We start from the raw sequence: 19539 nt of genomic DNA, 5'->3' as shown, positions 1-19539 counted from the left end.
CGGCTCAGCTCGTGGGCGGCGGCGCCGGGCTGACGCCCGGAGCAGGTGACACGGGAGCCAGCGCCGCGACGAAGGACTTGAGCTCGTCCTCGGGCGCCGTTCCGCTCGCCACCAGGGTGAGTCCCTTCGCGCCGGCGCCGCGGGCGACGTAGGCGATCTGCCCCGCGTCCCGGGCGACGAAGCGCTCGAAGGCACGTCCCGACACCTGCACGGAGCCGGAGGGCGCACCGTCGTTGACCGAGCGGCGCACCCAGCCGTCGGGGACACCGACGGCCTGCTTCAGCGCGATGTCCTTGCCGCTGGGCGTCGCCCAGACCGTGGTGAAGGTCGGCACGCCCTCGGTGCCGGGGGCGTACGTCGCGACCGTGGAGACCCAACCCTCGCCCAGGCCCTTGGGCAGCTGGATCGGCCACGTCGTCTGGGCCGCGACCTGGCCGGCCTTGCCGGCGGCGTCGACGGCCGGCCGCTGCACCGAGGTGATGCGCGGCACGATGGCCACGAGCGCGAGGACGAAGAGCCCGATGACGAGCATCGAGCGCAGCATGTTGGGCAGGGTCCCCATCGAGTAGCGGCTCTTCGCCGGCGCCGGCGCCGCGTCGCTCCCCTGCGCCGAGGGCGCGCCGGTGGCCGCATCGGCCGCCTCGGTGGCGGCGGACTCGGGCTCCGGGGGCGTCGAAGGTGCCGCGGACGTCGGTGGTGTCGACGGCGTCGACGGGGTGCTCATGCCTCAATGGTCCCCGACCTGCGGACGCCGTCCAAACCCGGGTGGGCCCACCGCTAGGCTGGCGCCGACTCGTTCTGCGCCGACGGAGGACCTTGATGAAGCACAGCCAGCCGGATCGCAACCTCGCTCTCGAGCTGGTTCGTGTGACAGAGGCAGCCGCCATGGCCGGCGGCCGCTGGGTGGGTCGGGGTGAGAAGAACAAGGCCGACGGCGCCGCCGTCGAGGCGATGCGCGCCATGATCTCGACCGTCAGCATGCGCGGGGTCGTCGTCATCGGCGAGGGCGAGAAGGACAACGCCCCGATGCTCTTCAACGGCGAGCAGGTCGGTGACGGCACCGGTCCCGAGGTCGACGTCGCCGTCGACCCGATCGACGGCACGACGCTCACCGCCAAGGGCATGAACAACGCCGTCGCCGTCATGGCCGTCGCCAACCGCGGCGCCATGTACGACCCGTCCGCAGTGTTCTACATGGACAAGCTCGCGACCGGTCCCGAGGCGGCCGACGTCGTCGACATCCGCCTCCCCGTCTCCGAGAACATCCGGCGCGTGGCCAAGGCGAAGAACGAGACGCCCGCCGACGTCACGGTCGTCATGCTCGACCGGCCCCGGCACGACGGCCTGGCCCAGGAGATCCGCGACACCGGCGCCCGCATCCGCTACATCGTCGACGGCGACGTCGCAGGCGCCGTCATGGCGGCCCGTCCCGGCACCGGTGTCGACCTGCTGCTCGGCATCGGCGGCACCCCCGAGGGCATCATCGCCGCGTGCGCCATCAAGTGCACGGGCGGGGTCATCCAGGGTCGCCTCTGGCCCAAGGACGACGACGAGCGGCAGAAGGCCCTCGACGCCGGCCACGACCTCGAGCGGGTGCTGTCCACCGACGACCTCGTCACCGGCGAGTGCTTCTTCGTCGCGACCGGCATCACCGACGGCGAGCTGCTGCGCGGCGTGCGCTACGGCGCCAAGTCCGCGCGCACCAACTCCCTCGTCATGCGCTCCCGCAGCGGCACGATCCGCACCATCGACAGCGAGCACCGCTTCGACCGGCCCGGCTGGTTCGGCAGCGCCGACATGATCGAGGACTGACCACCCCATGAGCGAGCCGACCACCGTGCGCACCCTCGTCATCGGCGAGGCTCTCGTCGACGCGGTCACCAGACCCGGCGGTGATACCGAGGAGCACGTCGGCGGCAGCCCGGCCAACGTCGCGTTCGGCCTGGCCGCCCTCGAGCACCCCGTCGACCTCGCCACCTGGATCGCCACCGACGAGCGCGGCCGGCGCATCGAGGACGTATGCCGTGAGCGCGGGGTGACCCTGACCGCGGGCTCCCAGGGCGCTCCCTTCACGTCCGTGGCCCACGCGACCGTCGACGCCACGGGGGCGGCGACGTACGTCTTCGACCTCGAGTGGCAGGTGGCCTCGGTCCCCGGCCTGACGGCATACGGCCACGTGCACACCGGCAGCATCGCCGCCGTGCTGGAGCCCGGTGGCGGCCAGGCCCGCGAGATCCTCACGGTCGCCCGCGACCTCGGGGCCACCGTCTCCTACGACCCCAACGCCAGGCCCTCCCTGATGGGCCTGCCCGAGCAGGCCCGGCGCACCATCGAGGACTCCATCCGGCTCTCCGACCTCGTCAAGGTCAGCGACGAGGACATCGCCTGGCTCTGCCCGGGCGAGCCGGAGGAGGACGTCCTGCGTGCCTGGAGCGAGCTCGGCCCGGCGGTGATCGTCATGACCCGCGGCGCCGAGGGCGCCGTCGTCCGGGTCAGCCGCACCGGCGAGCAGCAGGCGCTCCCCGCGCCACGCGTCGAGGTGGTCGACACCGTCGGTGCCGGCGACTCGTTCATGGCGGGCCTCGTCTCGGGCCTCATCGACGCCGGCCTGCTCGGCGGACCCGACGCGCGCACCCGCCTGCAGCGGGCCCGTCTCGCCGACGTCGTGCCCGCCGTCGAGCGCGCGCTGGCCACCGGCGCCCTCACCGTGCAACGGGCCGGCGCGCACGCTCCCACCCGCTCCGACCTGGCCTGACGGGGGCCACCGAAACGCCCCGAGGACGGCTCCTGGGGGACAACTCGGACATTCGACAAGATGCCTCGGGGTCAGGCACCATTCTGCGCGAGCCGCCGGGTAGTTTTGGCCGGTGGTTCACCCTGACGCCCCGGTGCCGGGGCGTCCTCATGTGAGGAAACCTCGTGTCCAACCCCACCCCTCCACAACGCCCGGTGGGCCCGTACGAGAAGAGCCTGGTCGAGAGTCGGGCCAACCGTAAGGCGCTCGAGGCCAAGATCGCCGCAGCACGGCGCAACCGCATCATCGCGGCCGTGCTCGGCGTCGTGCTGCTCGCCGGCGCCGGTCTCGGCGGTTTCATCTGGTGGAGGGGGCGCGAGTCCACGCCGGTGGCCGCCCTCACCGCGGCCCCGAGCAAGAGCTGCCCCGACCGCACGCCCGTGTCGCTGTGGGTGTCCGAGGCCGCACAGCCCGCGGTGCTCGCGCTGGCGAAGGAGTACCAGGCCGACCCGGCGTCGCCGTGCGTCGACTACGTCGTGCGTGGCAAGGCACCCATCGAGGCCATGATCGGTCTCGGGCAGGGCCAGCCCGATCGCCCCGACGGCTGGATCCCCGACTCACCGCGCTGGGTGGAGCGGGTCAACGAGACGGCGAAGCTCAACGCCAAGCCCGCGAGCGCCTTCGCGAAGAGCCCCCTGGTCATCGCGATGGACCCGAAGCAGGCCAGCACGCTCGACGGGCAGCCCAAGTGGCTCGACCTGGTCGCGTCCGACAACCCGATCCGGATGAGCGACCCCCGCTCGACGACCGCCGGCATGCTGACCCTCGCGTCCGCGCTCCCGAAGCTGTCGGCCGAGCAGGGCCGTGTCGTCATCCCCAAGCTCGCCAAGGGCGCCGCCCCCTCGATCGACGACCTCTTCGGCATCTACGACGCCACGCCCGACAAGGCCCCTGCCTTCCCGGTGGCCGAGGCCGACCTCATCGACCACAACCGGATCTTCCCCGACCACAAGATGGTCTCGGTCACCCCGAGCGAGGGCACGCCGGCCTTCGAGTTCTCGCTCGTCAACGTCGCGACCGACCCGGTGCGCGACCAGGCGGTCGAGCTGCTCCGCGCGTACCTCATGACGCCCCGGGCGGCGAGCATCTTCGCCGCGTACGGCATCCGCTCGACCGCCGTGCCGGTGACGATGCCCACCCCGCAGGGCAGCGTCGGCGAGGTGAAGATCGGCGACACGCCCGACGCGGCCGCCGTGACCGCCGCCACCAACGTCTGGCAGTCGGCCACGACCGACTTCTCGATCCTCTCGGTCTTCGACGTGTCCGGCTCGATGAAGGACAAGGTCGGCAACACGACCCGCGTCGCCATCACCCAGGAGGCGGCGGGGATCGCGCTCGCCGCCCTGCCCAAGACGACGAAGCTCGGTCTGTGGGCCTTCTCCATCGGCCTCGGCGGCAGCGTGGACTACAAGGAGCTGGCACCCATCGGCCGACTCGACGACGACAGCCACCGGGCGCAGGCGGCCACCGCGGTCGCGTCCCTGGCCCAGAACGTCGGCGGAGGCACCGGCCTCTACGACACGATCTGGGCGGCGTACCAGAAGGTGAAGTCGCAGTACGACCCCGATCGCGTCAACGCCGTCGTCATCCTCACCGACGGGCGCAACGACGACCCGAACGGCATCTCGCTCGAGCAGCTCAAGGCCAACCTGCGTGCCGCGAGCGACCCGAACAAGCCGATCGCCATCACCACGATCGGCATCGGTCCCGACGTCGACCCGAACGCGCTGACCCAGATCTCGAAGATGACCTACTCCGACTTCTACGCAGCGCCGTCGCCCGCCGACATGACGACGGTGCTGGCCCGGGCCCTGTTCGACCACCAGTGCCAGAACGGTCGCTGCGTCTGACCTCGCTGGCACGTCCGCCGATGACTGAAGGCCGTGACCCCTCGGGGAGCCACGGCCTTCGGTCGTTCGGGGTGGGGTCGGCCGGGGCTCAGCCCTTGACCGCGCCCGAGGTCATGCCGCGGATGAAGTACCGCTGCAGGGCCAGGAACACGAGGATCGGGACGATGATCGTGATGTAGCCGGCCGCGGGTATGAGCTCCTTGCCCTGGCCGGTCTGCCCTTGCAGGCCTTGCAGGGCCACCGTGGCCACGGTGTTGTCGCCACGGCCGAGGAAGATCAGCGCGACGAGCAGGTCGTTCCAGACCCAGAGGAACTGGAAGATCGCGAACGACGCCAGGGCCGGTGTCGACATCGGCATGATGAGGCGCCAGAACGTCGTGAAGTGGCTGGCTCCGTCGATCTTGGCCGACTCGATGACGGCGTTCGGCAGACCCGACATGTAGCTGCGGAGGATGTAGACCGCGAGCGGCATGCCGAAGCCGATGTGGGCCAGCCACACGGCGAGGAACGTGCCGTTGAGGCCCAGCGACCCGTAGAGCTTGACCAGGGGCACGAAGGCCACCTGGTTGGGCACGACGAGCAGCCCGACGATGATGACGAAGACGACGTCGCGGCCCTTCCACTGCATGAAGGTGAAGGAGTAGGCGGCGAACGCCGCGATGAGGATCGGGATGACCGTCGCCGGCAGCGCCACGATCAGGCTGTTGATGAACGCCTGGGACATCGGGATGCCGGCGGCGTCGTTGGTCAGCACGTCGCTGTAGTTCTGGAGGGTCCACGACGACCCGAAGGGGTTGAAGAACGCGGTCCACCAGCCCGAGCCGAACTGCTCGTCACGCGGGCGGAACGAGTTGATGAGCATGCCGAGAGCGGGAATCATCCACGCGATGCAGAGGATGAGGAGCCCGACGCGCACCGGCCACGTGGCCGAACCGGCGCCGCTGCCCGGCTTGCTCTGCTTGATGATCTGGGGCTCGTCGGCGGGGGTGCCGGTGCCCGGCTGGAGCGTGGTGGTCATCGTGCTGCCTCCTCGGCCTTGAAGTGGCGGACCTGGTAGATCAGGATCGGGATGACCGCGATGAGCAGGATCACGACGATCGCGGCGGCGTAGCCGTTGTTGCCCTGGGTGTAGAGCTCGTCGTAGAAGCGCCGTGCGATGACGTCGGTGTTGTAGGCGCCGTTGGTCGTCACGTAGACGACGTCGAACACCTTCATGACACCGATGAGCACCGTGATGAAGACGGTGATCACAGTGGGCCAGATCTGGGGAATGATGATGCTGAAGAAGATCCGGCGTTCACCGGCGCCGTCGATGCGTCCCGCCTCGACCGTGTCCTCGGGCACGCCCTTGATCGCGGCCGAGAGCAGCACCATCGAGTAGCCGACCTGGGTCCAGATCAGGATCACCATGAGCAGCAGGCTGTTGAGGTGCAGGGTGTCCGTGCCGAACCAGAACACGGGTGACTTGTTGAAGAAACCCAGCACGGCGTTGAGCAGGCCAGTCTGGGGGCTGCCTTCGGGTTGGAAGTCGTAGATGGTCCGCCAGATGGTCGCCGCACCGACCATGCTGATCGCCATCGGCAGGAAGATGAACGTCTTCGCCGACTTCTCGCCCCGTGGCCGGAGCCGGTCGGCCAGCACGGCGACGCCGAGTCCGAGCACCACCGTCAGAGCCGGCACGATGACGATCCACAGCACGTTGTTGAACAGCACCTGCAGGAACGTCTTGTCGGTCAGGACGTCCGTGTAGTTCTTGAAACCGACGTACGCCGTGGAGTCCTCGTTGGCGAAGCTGTACTGGATCGTGACGATCGCCGGGTAGATGAGGTACACAGCGATGGCGAGGATCGCCGGACCGGCGAACATCCACGGCTTGACCCGGTCTTCCCAGCGGCCCTTCAGCGACTCAGCGAGCTTGTTGAGGATCCAGAAGATGATGATGGCGCCGCCGATGCCCCCGAGGATCGCGATCACCGCGTTGAGGACCTTGATGGCCATGGCACTTCCTCTCTCGAATGGGAGAACGCGCTGTCGACCGCGGGGGGACCGAGCTGGTCCCCCCGCGGCCAGGCGGCGTCAGCTGCTGGTCTTCGGGAAGCTGTCGTCGATGTTGTTGAGTGTCGTGTCGAGGTCCTGCTGGCCCGAGAGCCACTTGACCGGCTCGGTCCAGAAGGTTCCCGCACCAACCTTGGCGGGCATGGCGTCGGATCCGTCGAAGCGGGCGGCCGTCGCCTTGTAGAGCACGTCGGTGGCGACGGTCTGGAGCGTCTTGTTGGGCAGCAGCGAGACGTCAGACGTCTTGTGCGGCGAGAACGCGCCGTTCTTGGCCTGCTGGGTGCCGTTCTCCTTGCTGGCGATGAAGTTGCGCAGCTTCAGAGTGTTTGGGTCGTTGTTGAAGGCGGCCGCAAGGTCGCCGGCCACCAGCACGGGGTTGTCGCCCTCGGTCTTGGCCGGGAAGGCGAGCGGCTTGGTCTCGGTGTCGACCTTGGCGATGACGGCGTCGGGGAAGCCACCCTTGTTGGCCACGAACGTCGCCTGCTTGAACAGGTAGCAGCCGGGGGGCTGGGTGAACAGGGCGTTGCCGCCGGTGCCGAACGCGGTGGCCACGATGGACTTCGTGCCGCCGCGGACGTAGCCGTCACCGAAGGCGATCTTCTGGAAGTACTCCCACGCCGGCTTGATCTCGGGGCTGTTGAACTTCAGCTGGCCCTTGACCCACTTGTCGTAGTTCTCGGGACCGGCGAAGCGCAGGACGAGGTCCTCGATCCAGTCGGTGATCGGCCAACCGGTGGCCGCCCCGGACTCGGCCGCGATGCACCACGGCGTCTTGCCCTGCGACTTGATGGTCTGCGTCAGGGTGAGCAGCTCGTCGAGCGTCTTGGGGTCCTGGTAGCCGGCTGCCTTGAACGCGGGCGCGTCGGTCCACAGGATGCTCTTGACGCTCACCTCGTTCGGCAGGCCGTAGACCTTGCTGTCGGCGCACGTGCCGGCGTCGACGAGGCCCGGGACGAGCGTCGCCTTGTCGGTGGCGACGGTTGCGTCGTCGTAGGGGATCAGCTTCTTCTGCTTGGCCAGGTCGCACATGAGTCCCGGCTGCGGGAAGAGTCCCACGTCCGGCGGGTTGCCGCCCTGGACGCGCGTGCGGATCTCGGTGTCCCAGGAACCGGCTTTCGTGAACTTCACCGTGACGTTGTTCTGCTTGGCCCAGTTCTGGACGTCGACCTTGAAGCCCGGCTCGGTGTCCGGTCCGAGGCCGTACATGACCTCGACGGTGCTCTTTCCAGGACCACTCGCGGCTCCGGCGTTGGTCGAGGTCCCCGAGTTGGACGACAAACAGCCTGACGCGAGTCCCGCGACGGTGATGCCGATCAGGGCGGTGAGCCCCGCTTTGCGGTTCAACATTCCTGCTCCTCCTCAGAGGGTTGGGGGCTGCGTTGGCCCCAAGCTGACCAGTCACACCGGGTGACCGGCTTCCACAGGAGCCCGACTCGGGAGCCGGGTGTCGTGCAGACGGGGCCCCTGGGGCCTCGTCCTGTTCCGTCACTCTCACCCAACACCAGAAGTGTGACCTCCGCCATAGTGGTGCAAATATTTGCGGAGTTGTGACCGGACCTGTCCACGGTTGTGCCACAGGTCCGCTCGCACGCGTCCTTTGCGGTCGGGATGTCCGTATCCGTCCACTACCCGGCGCGACCCGGTTCTCGAACAGCCCACGTCGCGGGCCGCTTCGCGGCGACCCGCGCCGACCGAATAGGCTCGGTGCGGCGTCAGGTTCGCGACGGCGTGACCTCGGAGCGCCGGAAGGACGAACGACGAACATGGCGGAATTCAGCTACGAGGACCTGCTGCCGATCGGCGCCGACGAGACGCCCTACCGGCTGCTCACGACCGAGGGCGTGCGCGCGGTCGACGGCCCCGGGGGTCGCACCTTCCTCGAGGTCGACCCCGAGGCACTGCGGCTGCTCACCGAGACGGCGATGCACGACGTCGCCCACTACCTGCGCCCGGCGCACCTGCAGCAGCTGCGCACCATCCTCGACGACCCCGAGGCGAGCAACAACGACAAGTTCGTCGCGCTCGACCTGCTCAAGAACGCCAACATCGCCGCCGGCGGCGTGCTGCCGATGTGCCAGGACACCGGCACCGCGATCGTCATGGGCAAGCGTGGCCAGCACGTGCTGACGGCGGGCACCGACGAGCAGGCCGTCAGCGAGGGCGTCTACGACGCGTACACGCGGCTCAACCTGCGCTACTCCCAGATGGCGCCGATCACCACGTGGGAGGAGAAGAACACCGGCTCCAACCTCCCCGCCCAGGTCGAGCTCTACGCCGACACCACGCCGGGCCACGAGGCGCAGTACAAGTTCCTCTTCATGGCCAAGGGAGGCGGCTCGGCCAACAAGAGCTACCTCTACCAGGAGACGAAGGCGATCCTGAACGAGGACGCCATGATGCGCTTCCTCGACGAGAAGCTGCGCTCACTCGGCACGGCGGCCTGTCCGCCCTACCACCTCGCGATCGTCATCGGCGGCACGAGCGCCGAGTTCGCCCTGAAGACAGCCAAGTACGCCTCGGCGAAGTACCTCGACTCGCTGCCCACCTCGGGCTCGATCACCGCGCACGGCTTCCGCGACACCGAGCTGGAGGAGAAGGTTCTCGAGCTGACCCGACAGTTCGGCATCGGCGCCCAGTTCGGCGGCAAGTACTTCTGCCACGACGTGCGCGTCGTCCGTCTCCCCCGCCACGGCGCGAGCCTGCCTGTGGCCATTGCCGTCTCGTGCTCCGCCGACCGCCAGTGCCTCGGCAAGATCACGGCCGAGGGGGTCTTCATCGAGCAGCTCGAGACCGACCCTGCGCGCTTCCTGCCCGACGCGGGCGCGGTCGACCTCGGCGAGCACGAGGACGACGCCATCGGTGTGAGCTCGACCAGCCGCAACGTCGTGGTCAAGGTCGACCTCAACCAGCCGATGGACGACATCCTCTCCGAGCTGAGCAGGCACCCCGTCAAGACGCGCCTCTCGCTCACCGGCCCCCTGGTCGTCGCACGCGACATCGCGCACGCGAAGATCAAGGAGCGCCTCGACGCGGGTGAGCAGATGCCGCAGTACCTCAAGGACCACCCCGTCTACTACGCCGGGCCGGCCAAGACCCCCGAAGGTATGCCGTCCGGTTCGTTCGGGCCCACCACGGCCGGCCGGATGGACTCCTACGTCGACCAGTTCCAGGCCGCCGGGGGCTCGAAGGTGATGCTCGCCAAGGGCAACCGGAGCAAGCAGGTCACCGACGCCTGCGGCACCCACGGCGGCTTCTACCTCGGCTCGATCGGTGGTCCCGCGGCGCGCCTCGCGCAGGACTGCATCAAGCACGTCGAGGTGCTGGAGTACGAGGAGCTCGGCATGGAGGCGGTGTGGAAGATCGACGTCGAGGACTTCCCCGCCTTCATCGTCGTCGACGACAAGGGCAACGACTTCTTCGCAGAGGTCAGCAAGCCGATGGCCTTCACCATTTCCAAGCGACCCGGACTGGAGTGAGCACGTGACTGAGAACGCCTCTGCTGCAAAGGGTTTCGACGACCTGCTCGCAGCCAACCGCGCCTACGCCGACAGCTTCGACATGGCCGGCTTCGACGGCATCGCGCAAGCCGGCGTCGCCATCGTGACGTGCATGGACTCCCGCATCGACCCTCTGGGCCTCGTGGGTCTGCGGCCCGGCGACGCGAAGATCTTCCGCAACCCCGGGGGCCGGGTTGACTCCGAGGCGCTCGAGGCCCTGGTGCTCGCCACCCACCTGCTCGGCGTCGAGCGCATCCTCGTCGTGCCGCACACGCGCTGCGCGATGGCCTCGAACTCGGAGGCCGAGCTGCGTGAGCGCATCGGCGAGAGCGCGGGTGAGGACGCCTCCTGGATGACCTTCCACGCGATCACCGACCAGGAGCGGGCACTGCGCGAGGACCTCGCCCGGGTGCGGTCGCACCCGCTCATCGCCAAGGGCACGGAGGTCGCCGGGTTCGTCTACGACGTCGACACGGGCCTCCTGCGCCAGGTCGCCTGACCCCACCTCCTCAATCGAGAGAACAGTTCGTCCTCCACCGCGTGAGGGTCACCCGACGCCGGAAGGGGACGGACTGTTCTCTCGGTCGGTCCACACGTGGTGCGCCACGGCGGCTGCGAGCACCAGTCCGATGGCGAGCACCGTCACACCCACCGGGGGCCCTGCTGCCGCGACCACGAGTGCGACGACGCCGACGGCCACCCCGACGCGGCGCTCGGCCACCGGGGCACCCGCCAGCGAGTGCATGGCCGTCAGGCACCAGACGTAGACGGCCACGGCGCCCGCGAGCGCCAGGCCGACGACGCGCGACGACGTGTGCGCCTCCCCCTGCACGAGGTCGACCGCTGCTGCGAGCCCGGCGCCCGTCGCCGCGACCGACGCGAACACGAGGTAGTGCCCGTAGCCGGTGAGGAAGATGCTGCCGATGGAGCCCTCGAAGAGCCCGGCGTGCTCGCGCTTGAAGTAGAGCCACCACATCGAGAAGACGATGAGCAGGCCGCCGACCACCAGCGTGAGCAGGCCTGTCCGCGCGCCGGTGCCCAGGGCTCCCTGCACGGCCTGGACCGCGGCCAGCACCACCTCGCCGAGCACGATCAGCGTCAGCAGCGCGTAGCGCTCGGCGATGTGGTGGGGGTGGAACGGCGTGAAGCCGCGGCGCTCGGCGACGACGGGCACGAGCAGCTCGAGGACCACGAGGGCGAAGAACGAGAGCATCAGCACGGCGACACCCTCGAGCAGCAGCCGCGCGATCCAGAGCGCCTGCACGGCACTGATGCCGACGGCGTACGTCAAGGCGGTGGGCCTGCCCTCCGCGTGCCCCCGCGCGGCGCGCAGCCACATCGCGACCATCGCGAAGCGCATCAGCGCATAGCCGGCCACGACGAGCCCCGATTGCCCGTCGTCGAAGAGGTCGGGGATGCCCGCCGCCAACATGAGCGAGCCAACCATGATCGCGAAGGTCAACAGCCGGTACGGCACGTCGTCACAGTCGTACGACGACGCGAACCACGTGTAGTTCATCCACGCCCACCAGATGGCGAAGAAGGCCATCACGAAGCGGACGAGGTCGTCCAGGTGCCCCTCGGCGAGGCCGTGGTGCCACTGAGCGGCCGCGCTCGCGATGGCGACGACGAAGACGAGGTCGAAGAACAGCTCGAGCGGCGTCGCGACGCGGTGCGCTTCGTGGGGGTCACGAGGCTGCATGCGTCGCGAGAGCGGCACGGCTCTGACGTGGCTCACGAGCCGAGTCTGCCAGCAGCCCGCACTCTCGACCGACGGGTCAGTCGAGTCCGCGCCGCTTCAGCAGGTGCCTGATGTCGGCGTCGGAGCCCCGGAACTCACGATAGGACTCGAGCGGGTCGGCCGCGCCGCCGATGCCGACGACGTGCCGGCGGTAGCGGTCGCCGTTCGACCGGGTGAGGCCGCCGTTCTCGCGGAACCACGCGACCGTGTCGGCGTCGAGCACCTCGCTCCAGATGTACGCGTAGTACTGCGCGTCGTAGGAGTACGAGAAGGTGTGCGCGAAGTACGTCGAGCGGTAGCGCGGGGGCACGAGCGGGTTCGCGAGGCCCACCTTCTCCAGCGCCCCTGCCTCGAACGCCTCGACGTCGGGCACCGCGGCGGCCTCGTCGACACCGAGCGCGTGCCACGCCTGATCGAGGAGCGACGCGGCGAGGTACTCCCCCGTGGCGAACCCCTCACCCCAGGACTGGGCCGAGACCAGTCGCTCGACGAGCTCCCCCGGAAGTCGCTCGCCCGTCTCGTGGTGCACGGCGTAGTTCGAGAGGACCTCGGGCCAGAGCATCCACATCTCGTTGACCTGGCTCGGGTACTCGACGAAGTCGCGGAAGACCCGGGTGCCGGCGAAGTGCGGGTAGGTGACCCGCGCCAGGAGGCCGTGCAGGGCGTGCCCGAACTCGTGGAAGAAGGTGCGCGTCTCGTCGTACGTCAAGAGCGTGGGCTCGCCCGCGCCGGGCTTGGGCACGTTGAGGTTGTTCACGACGACGGCGTGCGGCTGCTCGAGCAGCTCGTTCTGGTGGACGAGGCTGTTCATCCATGCCCCGCCCTTCTTCGTGTCGCGGGTGTAGAGGTCGAGCAGGTAGAGCCCGAAGGGCGACCCGTCGCCGTCGTGCACCTCGAAGACACGGACGTCGGGGTGGTAGCCGACGAGGTCGTCACGTTCGTGGAAGGTGAGGCCGTAGAGCTTCTCCGCCGCGAAGAAGATGCCGTCCCGGAGCACCCGCTCGGCCTCGAAGTAGGGCCGCATCTCGGCAAGGTCGACGGCAAACCTGGACGCGCGCACGCGCTCGGACCAGAACGCCCAGTCGTGGGCCTCGATCGGCTGGCCGGCCTCCTCCTCGAGGAGGGCACGCTCGGCCTCGATGTTGCGGGCCGCCGCGGGCGCCATCCGCCCGAGCAGCTCCATGACGCGCTCGGGCGTGCGGGCCGTCGAGTCCGCCAGTGCCGCACCGGCGTGCGTCGGGTAGCCGAGCAGACGCGCCCGCTCGGCGCGCAGCCGCACGATCTCGAGCACCAGGGCCTTGGTGTCGTGGGCGTTGCCGCGGTGGCCGCGAGCGCCCTGAGCCTCGTGGACGCGGCGGCGCAGGTCGCGGTTCGTCAGCGATGCGAGGTGGGGGTGACCAGTGGGCAGGACGAGCGTGATGAGCCACTTGCCGTCGTGGCCGTGCTCGCTCGCGGCCTCGGCCGCCGCCGAGACCTCACCTGCGGTGAGGCCGTCGAGCTCGGCGACGTCATCGACCACCACCGCGAGGTCGTTGGAGTCGGCGAGCAGCCGCTTCTCGAAACGCGTGCTGAGCGTCGCGAGGCGGCTGTTGAGGTCACGTAGGGCCGCGTTCGCGTCGTCGTCGAGACCCGCCCCGGCGACGGTCATCTCGGTGAGGTGCCGCTCGACGAGCCGACGGGACTCGGGGTCGAGAGCGGCCATCGAGTCCGCATCGCCGTGAACGGCCTCGATGCGGGCATAGAGGCGCGGGTCGAGCCGGACGGCGTCCCAGTGCGCGGTCAGCTTCGGCGCGTACTCCTCCTCGATGGCCTGCACGGCGTCCGTCGCGAGCGAGCTGGACGTGCCGAAGAACGCCAGGCTGACGCGGCTCAGCGTGCGTCCCGACCGCTCGAGCGCCGCGAGCGTGTTCTCGAACGTCGCCGCCTCGGGGTTCGTGGCGATGGCCTCGACCTCGGCGAGGTGCTCGGCCATGCCGCGGTCGAACGCCTCGGGGTAGTGCTCGTCGCGCACGAGGGCGAAGGGCGGCAGCGAGAACGGGAGCGGGCTGGGTGTGAGCAGCGGGTTGGGCATGACGGAACCCTACGCAGGGCGAGCGGGCTTGCTCCACGGAGTTTGGCCGGGTACGCCGTCACGCACCCGGAAGTGCGCCACGGCGCGGTTCCAGCCGCCTGCGTACGCGTGGAGCACCCGGAAGTGCGTCACGGCGCGGCTGTCAGTGCCTCAGAGTGACAGCTCGGCCTTGACGACCCCGACGAGGCGGTCGGCCAGCGTGCGCGCCTGGTCACCGTCGGCTGCCTCGACCATGACGCGCACGACGGGCTCGGTTCCGGACTTGCGCAGCAGCACGCGCCCCGACTCGCCCAGCTCGCCCTCGGCGGCGCGCACTGCATCGGCGACGGCGGTGTTGGCCTCGAGGGCGGACTTGTCGACGTCCTTGACGTTGACGAGCACCTGCGGGAAGTGGGTCATGATCGAGGCGAGGTCGGACAGCGTGCGGCCCGTGGCGGCGACCCGCGAGGCGAGCATGAGCCCGGTCAGCGTGCCGTCGCCCGTGGTGCCGTGGTCGAGCATGACGACGTGGCCGGACTGCTCGCCACCGAGGGAGTAGCCGCCGTCCTTCATGCCCTCGAGCACGTAGCGGTCACCCACCGCCGTCTGGAGCACCTTGATGCCGGCGCTGCCGAGGGCCTGGATCATGCCGAGGTTGGACATCACGGTCGCGACGAGCGTGTCGCCGCGCAGGACGCCCTGCTCCTTCATGGCCAGCGCGAGGATCGCCATGATCTGGTCGCCGTCGACCTCACGGCCCGCGGCGTCGACGGCGAGGCAGCGGTCGGCGTCACCGTCGAGAGCGATGCCGAGGTCGGCGCCCACCTCGAGGACGGACTGCTTGAGGTGGTCGATGTGGGTGGAACCGTAGCCGTCGTTGATGTTGAGGCCGTCGGGCTCGCCGCCGATCAGCGTGACCCGGGCCCCCGCTTCACGGAACGCGCGGGGCGCGACCTCGAACGCGGCCCCGTGGGCAGCGTCGACGACGACGTGCAGGCCGTCGAGGCGGTGCGGGAGCACGGAGAGCAGGTGCGCCACATAGCGGTCCGCGCCGTCGACGAGAGGCGTGATGCGGCCTACGGCTCCTCCCGTGGGGCGCTCCCAGTCGGCGCGCAGCCGCTTCTCGATGCGGTCCTCGAGGTCGTCGGCGAGCTTGTGACCGCCGCGGGCGAAGAACTTGATCCCGTTGTCGGGCATCGGGTTGTGGGAGGCCGAGAGCATCGCCCCGAGGTCGGCGTCCTGCTCGGCCACGAGGTACGCGATCGCCGGGGTGGGGAGCACGCCTGCGTCACGCACGTCGACGCCGGCGGAGGCGAGGCCTGCCGTCGTGGCAGCGGTGAGGAACTCGCCCGATGCCCGCGGGTCGCGTCCCACGACCGCCACGGGCCGGTGGCCGTTGAAGGCACCCACCTCGGCGAGCACGTGCGCTGCCGCGACCGAGAGGTCGAGCGCCAGCTCGGCGGTGATGTCCTTGTTCGCCACACCACGGACGCCGTCCGTGCCGAAGAGTCGAGCCACGCTGTGTGCCTTCCGGTCGGGGTGGCCCCCTGGCCTCCCGAGTTCATGTGCTGGCCATGTGCTGACCACGTGCTCGGAAGACGATACCGCCCGAGCAGGGAACCGCCCGACCAGCCGCTCCGATCTTCCCCGTGCGGGACGAAACGGACAACAGGGGCGAGCCGGTGCAGCGGGTCAGCTGCTCGGTGCTCGTAGGCGCGCGAGCCACACGCCGTCGGAGTGGCTGACGAGCTCGGTCAAGGTCGCGAGCTGCGGCGAGACCGGCCCCGAGCGCTCGTCGGCCACGATCCAGCGCACACCCCGGGTGCGGTAGGCCGCTGAGAGGGCTTCTGCGGTCGGCTTGGTGATGAGGGCCAGCTCGGCGTGGAGGCGCGGCTGGTCCCAGAACGGCGCGACGACGTAGCCCTGGCCCGGCCGGTCCTGCTGGAGCATGCGAGGCGCGTAGCCGTAGCCGCCGACGTCGGTGCGCAGCCCCGACAGCGCAGAGACCGAGAAGTCACGGTTGTCCGGCTTGCCGGCTGCTGACACCCCGTTGTAGATCCTGTTGGTGGCCACCACGTCGCTCGGGTCGGCGTGCAGCCTGAGGTACTGCCCGGCCTCGAAGAGCGCGGGCGTGACGGCAGGGCGCCGCCCGGCGTCGGTCGTCGCAGCGGGGCTCGTGGCGACGCGGGGGTTCTTGGTCGGCGAGAGGGCCGGGGCAAGGGCCCGCACCCCACCCGCGGCGGCTGCCAGGACGAGCAGGGCGATCCACGTCCCGCGAAGCACCGGAACGCCCGAACGTCGCCGGATCAGCCAGGCGAGAGTCACCACCAGCACCAGCCCGACCAACAGGCCCGCCGTGGGAAGGAACCATGCCGTGAGGGCGCGGCCGTCGCTGTGCGGCTGCGCGAGCGCCGCCGGGCGACGCCCCCCGGACCGGAGCAGCCGGCGGACGACCAGGACGACCGCAAGGCCGCCCGCGGCGACCGCGAGCGAGATCAGGGCGCGGCCCCGGACGTCTCGCCACCGAGCCGTCAGCGTGGCCCGGACGGGTGGGGGGGCGGGCTCGTTCGACTCCGTCATGGCGCCGGCCCGGCGGGCCGCCAGCTCGTCTCGCACCCAACCGCCGACGGCGGCGCCGGACAGGGCGTAGCCGATCGGCAGGGCCGCGATCACGAAGTAGTACTGGCTCCCGCTCGGGTGCCGGAAGGTCAGCGCGGCGAGGATCCCCCCGACCAGGGTCCCGATGCCGAGCCAGCCGGCGGGCTCGCTGGGACGTCGCCGCACCAGCACGAGCAGGCCGAAGGCCGGGAGCAGGGTCGGCGTCCACCGGCGGATGAAGGCGACGACCACGGCGGCGACCTCGGCGGCGGTGCTGCCGTTCGCACGGCCGAGGACCAACGACTTCTCGAACCGCGGCCAGAAGGCGGGGTCGAACCGCAGACCGTAGGACCCGGGGTAGAGGAAGAGCACCGCCAGCACGGTGATGACGACGAGGGTGCCGAGCTGGAGCAGGTAGGTGCGCGCCACCGAGGAGAGCTGCCCGTGACCGCGGCGCCGCCACTCGCCGGCGAGGACGACGACACCCGCCAGGCCGAGCCCACAGATGATGACCGGCAGCTGGGCCGACTTCGCCCCCGCCGCCCCGAGGGCGAAGACCGGCAGCAGGACCGCCGGAGCCGAGCGGTCGGACGGCGCACGGCGCAGCGCGGCCACGAGGCACCCCACGAGGGCCAGACCGAACACCCAGCCCAACGTCGCGGTCGGACTCAGCTGCCAGTAGTTGGGCACGGCGGTGATCGCGGGCTGCACCCACGTGTCGACCGAGATGGGGCGCACCACGGCGAGGGCTGCGGCGGCGCCGACGGCACCGGACCAGTGCCCGACCACCTGCTGCCCGACGGCCGCCGCGAGCAGCAGCAGGAGCACCACCAGCGTGGCCGGGAGCACCCGCGTCGCGATGTCGAGGTCGTCGATGCCGGTGCCGCTCAGCTGGGCGGCGACGGCGTGGAAGAACCAGTGGTAGCCGAGGGGCTCGCCGTCGACCATGGGGTAGCCGGGGACCAGCTGGCGCCGCAGCTCGCCGGTCAGCGCCGTCTGGTAGAGCACATCGGTGTTCCACAGCTCATAGGTCGGGGTCGGCTTCGGTGGCGCGAGCGCGAGACCTCCAACCCAGAGCCAGCGCACGGCCGCGAGCACGAGCACCGCCAGAGACGCCCAGGCCACCGCTGGCCAGGACGCTGCGGCGTCGCCCTCGGTGCCGACGCGCCCGAGCACGCGGTTGCGGGTCGCCGGGACCGCGAGCAGCCCGGCAGCGACGACGGGTCCGACGACCAGCGTCGGCAGCGAGTGCCCCACGAGGTGGGCGACGAGCCAGGTCACCAGGGCCAGCGCGAGTCCGGTAGGACCGGCCCAGCCGAGGTCCGTGGCGGCGACGCGACCCGCCCGGACCGCGCGCACGAGCGTCCAGCCGGGCAGCAGCACACCGACGAGCACGACGGCGAGCCACCACAGCGTCATGGTCGGGTCGGAGCCCGTCTGGGTCAGGGCCAGCAGGAGGCCGGCTCCCGACACGACGAGCAGCCCGACCTCACCCAGCCCCCTGTAGCGCATGGCACGAGGGTGCCATGCCGGCCGGGGAGATTGCCTCAAGGGGTGCCTTTCTCGTCGCTCTTGGAGGCAATCTGACAGGTCGCGCGCGGTCACGTCTCAGGAAGGGACAGCTGTCCCGCCCCTGCCGGTGACCGACGGGACGCGTAGGCGGCCGTCGAGCCCCGTGGACGGCACAGGCCCCCGAGCGTTGCTCGGGGGCCTGTGGGCGGCTGCTCTGCAGCCACGCTGGGACGGCCGGGACGGGCAGGTGGGCTCGTCGCCGGGTTCGCCGTCAGCGCTTGGAGTACTGAGGAGCCTTGCGGGCCTTCTTGAGACCGGCCTTCTTGCGCTCGGGGACGCGGGCGTCGCGAGAGAGGAAGCCGGCCTTCTTGAGGGCGGGACGGTTCAGCTCGGAGTCGACCTCGTTGAGCGAGCGGGCGACGCCGAGACGGACGGCACCGGCCTGGCCGGAGGGGCCACCGCCGTGCACGCGCACGAGCACGTCGTAGGAGCCGTCGAGCTCGAGGAGCGTCAGAGGCTCCTTGACGATCTGCTGGTGCACCTTGTTCGGGAAGTAGCCGTCGAGCGTACGGCCGTTGATCTTCCACTCGCCGGTGCCCGGGACGATGCGCACGCGGGCGATGGCCTGCTTGCGGCGACCGGTGGCGGCGCCGGGGGTCGAGACCTGCCGGGCGCGCTTGGGCTCGCCCAGGGCGGAGTCGGAGGCCGAGGACTCGCTGGTGTACTCGGTCAGCTCGGGCTCTTCGGTGTCGAGGACGTCCTCGTTCACGATGTCAGTCACGTGTCTAGTCGCTTTCTACGCAGCAGCCGGGGCTTACTGCGCAACCTGGGTGATCTCGAAGGGAACGGGCTTCTGCGCCGCGTGGGGGTGCTCGGAGCCGCGGTAGACCTTGAGCTTGGAGAGCTGCTGGCGGGCCAGCGAGTTCTTCGGGAGCATGCCGCGAATGGCCTTCTCGATGGCCTTCTCGGGGCTCTTGGCGAGCAGCTCGGTGTAGGAGGTGGCACGCAGGCCGCCCGGGAAGCCGGAGTGGCGGTAGGCCTTCTTCTGCTCGAGCTTGGCGCCGGTGAGGGCCACCTTCTCGGCGTTGACGATGATGACGAAGTCACCGGTGTCGACGTGCGGCGCGAACTGCGGCTTGTGCTTGCCCCGGAGGAGCACAGCGGCCTGGCTCGCGAGGCGGCCGAGGACGACGTCGGACGCGTCGATGACGTGCCACGTGCGAGTGACCTCGCCGGGCTTCGGGGTGTAGGTGCGCAATGGAGTCTGCCTTCGCTTCTGAAATGGTGGAGCCACTGGTGTGACGCTGGGCTCGGTCCGCGTCGCCCGCTTCGCGCCGATGGTGCGGAGCGTGGTTCGCCTGACGGCCCGGTGCACAACCTCACCAATGTTACGGGTTGGTGCCGTCGCACCCAAATCGTGCTGTCACTCGCCCAAAACAGCC

General features: G+C 70.2%; 15 protein-coding genes. 5 read left to right on the top strand and 10 right to left on the bottom strand.

Annotated elements, in window-relative coordinates; all coding sequences use genetic code 11:
- Positions 1 to 4: 4 nt before the first annotated feature.
- Positions 5 to 724, bottom strand: a complete 720-nt coding sequence (locus tag AB4091_RS02805) for a DUF4245 domain-containing protein (protein ID WP_442290190.1) — start codon at positions 722 to 724, stop codon at positions 5 to 7.
- Positions 725 to 819: 95 nt separating this feature from the next.
- Here AB4091_RS02805 and glpX point away from each other — a divergent pair, with 95 nt between their 5' ends.
- The 3 genes from glpX (at position 820) to AB4091_RS02790 (ending at position 4644) form a co-directional block, all read left to right on the top strand.
- The gene (gene glpX / locus AB4091_RS02800; RefSeq protein WP_442290189.1) at positions 820 to 1812 is read left to right on the top strand and encodes a class II fructose-bisphosphatase; all 993 of its coding nucleotides are present in this window, start codon (positions 820 to 822) and stop codon (positions 1810 to 1812) included.
- Between the two features lie 7 nt (positions 1813 to 1819).
- Positions 1820 to 2755: a carbohydrate kinase family protein gene (locus tag AB4091_RS02795; protein WP_442290188.1), complete on the top strand. Its 936-nt coding sequence runs from the start codon at positions 1820 to 1822 to the stop codon at positions 2753 to 2755.
- 164 nt (positions 2756 to 2919) lie between these two features.
- Positions 2920 to 4644: a substrate-binding domain-containing protein gene (locus AB4091_RS02790; protein WP_442290187.1), complete on the top strand. Its 1725-nt coding sequence runs from the start codon at positions 2920 to 2922 to the stop codon at positions 4642 to 4644.
- Positions 4645 to 4732: 88 nt separating this feature from the next.
- Here the strand turns inward: AB4091_RS02790 and AB4091_RS02785 are convergent, their stop codons facing one another.
- The 3 genes from AB4091_RS02785 to AB4091_RS02775 all read right to left on the bottom strand — a co-directional run bounded on the left by AB4091_RS02785 (position 4733) and on the right by AB4091_RS02775 (position 8046).
- On the bottom strand, positions 4733 to 5662 hold the full coding sequence (locus tag AB4091_RS02785) for a carbohydrate ABC transporter permease (protein ID WP_442290186.1): 930 nt from the start codon (positions 5660 to 5662) through the stop codon (positions 4733 to 4735).
- Positions 5659 to 6642, bottom strand: a complete 984-nt coding sequence (locus AB4091_RS02780; RefSeq protein WP_442290185.1) for a carbohydrate ABC transporter permease — start codon at positions 6640 to 6642, stop codon at positions 5659 to 5661. Before AB4091_RS02780 ends, AB4091_RS02785 begins: the two co-directional genes overlap by 4 nt.
- Positions 6643 to 6720: 78 nt before the next feature.
- The gene (locus tag AB4091_RS02775; RefSeq protein ID WP_442290184.1) at positions 6721 to 8046 is read right to left on the bottom strand and encodes an ABC transporter substrate-binding protein; all 1326 of its coding nucleotides are present in this window, start codon (positions 8044 to 8046) and stop codon (positions 6721 to 6723) included.
- Between the two features lie 416 nt (positions 8047 to 8462).
- On the opposite strand from AB4091_RS02775, the gene AB4091_RS02770 reads away from it, so the two are divergent.
- Both AB4091_RS02770 and AB4091_RS02765 read left to right on the top strand, forming a co-directional pair.
- Positions 8463 to 10175: a fumarate hydratase gene (locus AB4091_RS02770; RefSeq protein WP_442290183.1), complete on the top strand. Its 1713-nt coding sequence runs from the start codon at positions 8463 to 8465 to the stop codon at positions 10173 to 10175.
- A 4-nt stretch (positions 10176 to 10179) separates the two neighbouring features.
- Positions 10180 to 10695: a beta-class carbonic anhydrase gene (locus AB4091_RS02765; protein ID WP_442290182.1), complete on the top strand. Its 516-nt coding sequence runs from the start codon at positions 10180 to 10182 to the stop codon at positions 10693 to 10695.
- 48 nt (positions 10696 to 10743) lie between these two features.
- Here the strand turns inward: AB4091_RS02765 and AB4091_RS02760 are convergent, their stop codons facing one another.
- The 6 genes from AB4091_RS02760 to rplM form a co-directional block, all read right to left on the bottom strand.
- Complete coding sequence (locus AB4091_RS02760; protein WP_442290181.1) at positions 10744 to 11934, bottom strand: low temperature requirement protein A; 1191 nt, start codon at positions 11932 to 11934, stop codon at positions 10744 to 10746.
- A gap of 40 nt (positions 11935 to 11974) precedes the next feature.
- Complete coding sequence (locus AB4091_RS02755; protein WP_442290180.1) at positions 11975 to 14008, bottom strand: M3 family metallopeptidase; 2034 nt, start codon at positions 14006 to 14008, stop codon at positions 11975 to 11977.
- A 150-nt stretch (positions 14009 to 14158) separates the two neighbouring features.
- Positions 14159 to 15505 (bottom strand): phosphoglucosamine mutase, encoded by a 1347-nt coding sequence (glmM, locus tag AB4091_RS02750; RefSeq protein ID WP_442290179.1) that lies wholly within the window; start codon positions 15503 to 15505, stop codon positions 14159 to 14161.
- Positions 15506 to 15679: 174 nt separating this feature from the next.
- The gene (locus AB4091_RS02745) at positions 15680 to 18097 is read right to left on the bottom strand and encodes a hypothetical protein (RefSeq protein WP_442290178.1); all 2418 of its coding nucleotides are present in this window, start codon (positions 18095 to 18097) and stop codon (positions 15680 to 15682) included.
- A gap of 271 nt (positions 18098 to 18368) precedes the next feature.
- Positions 18369 to 18878 carry a 30S ribosomal protein S9 gene (rpsI, locus tag AB4091_RS02740; RefSeq protein ID WP_442290177.1) on the bottom strand — a complete coding sequence of 170 codons (510 nt, stop codon included), beginning with the start codon at positions 18876 to 18878 and terminating at the stop codon, positions 18369 to 18371.
- Between the two features lie 33 nt (positions 18879 to 18911).
- The gene (rplM, locus tag AB4091_RS02735) at positions 18912 to 19355 is read right to left on the bottom strand and encodes a 50S ribosomal protein L13 (protein WP_442290176.1); all 444 of its coding nucleotides are present in this window, start codon (positions 19353 to 19355) and stop codon (positions 18912 to 18914) included.
- Positions 19356 to 19539 lie beyond the last annotated feature (184 nt).

Origin of the sequence: Terrabacter sp. 2RAF25 (assembly GCF_052115265.1) — a bacterium.
In the GTDB taxonomy this organism is placed as follows: Bacteria; Actinomycetota; Actinomycetes; order Actinomycetales; family Dermatophilaceae; genus Terrabacter.
Note: the sequence above shows the minus strand (reverse complement) of the source record. Positions and strands in the feature narration are given on the sequence as shown.

Bases quoted from the DNA above. Each gene is read 5' to 3' on its own strand.
- AB4091_RS02805 (WP_442290190.1), bottom strand. From the start codon at position 724: ATGAGCACCCCGTCGACGCCGTCGACACCACCGACGTCCGCGGCACCT.
- glpX (WP_442290189.1), top strand. From the start codon at position 820: ATGAAGCACAGCCAGCCGGATCGCAACCTCGCTCTCGAGCTGGTTCGT.
- AB4091_RS02795 (WP_442290188.1), top strand. From the start codon at position 1,820: ATGAGCGAGCCGACCACCGTGCGCACCCTCGTCATCGGCGAGGCTCTC.
- AB4091_RS02785 (WP_442290186.1), bottom strand. From the start codon at position 5,662: ATGACCACCACGCTCCAGCCGGGCACCGGCACCCCCGCCGACGAGCCC.
- AB4091_RS02780 (WP_442290185.1), bottom strand. From the start codon at position 6,642: ATGGCCATCAAGGTCCTCAACGCGGTGATCGCGATCCTCGGGGGCATC.
- AB4091_RS02775 (WP_442290184.1), bottom strand. From the start codon at position 8,046: ATGTTGAACCGCAAAGCGGGGCTCACCGCCCTGATCGGCATCACCGTC.
- AB4091_RS02770 (WP_442290183.1), top strand. From the start codon at position 8,463: ATGGCGGAATTCAGCTACGAGGACCTGCTGCCGATCGGCGCCGACGAG.
- AB4091_RS02755 (WP_442290180.1), bottom strand. From the start codon at position 14,008: ATGCCCAACCCGCTGCTCACACCCAGCCCGCTCCCGTTCTCGCTGCCG.
- AB4091_RS02745 (WP_442290178.1), bottom strand. From the start codon at position 18,097: ATGCGCTACAGGGGGCTGGGTGAGGTCGGGCTGCTCGTCGTGTCGGGA.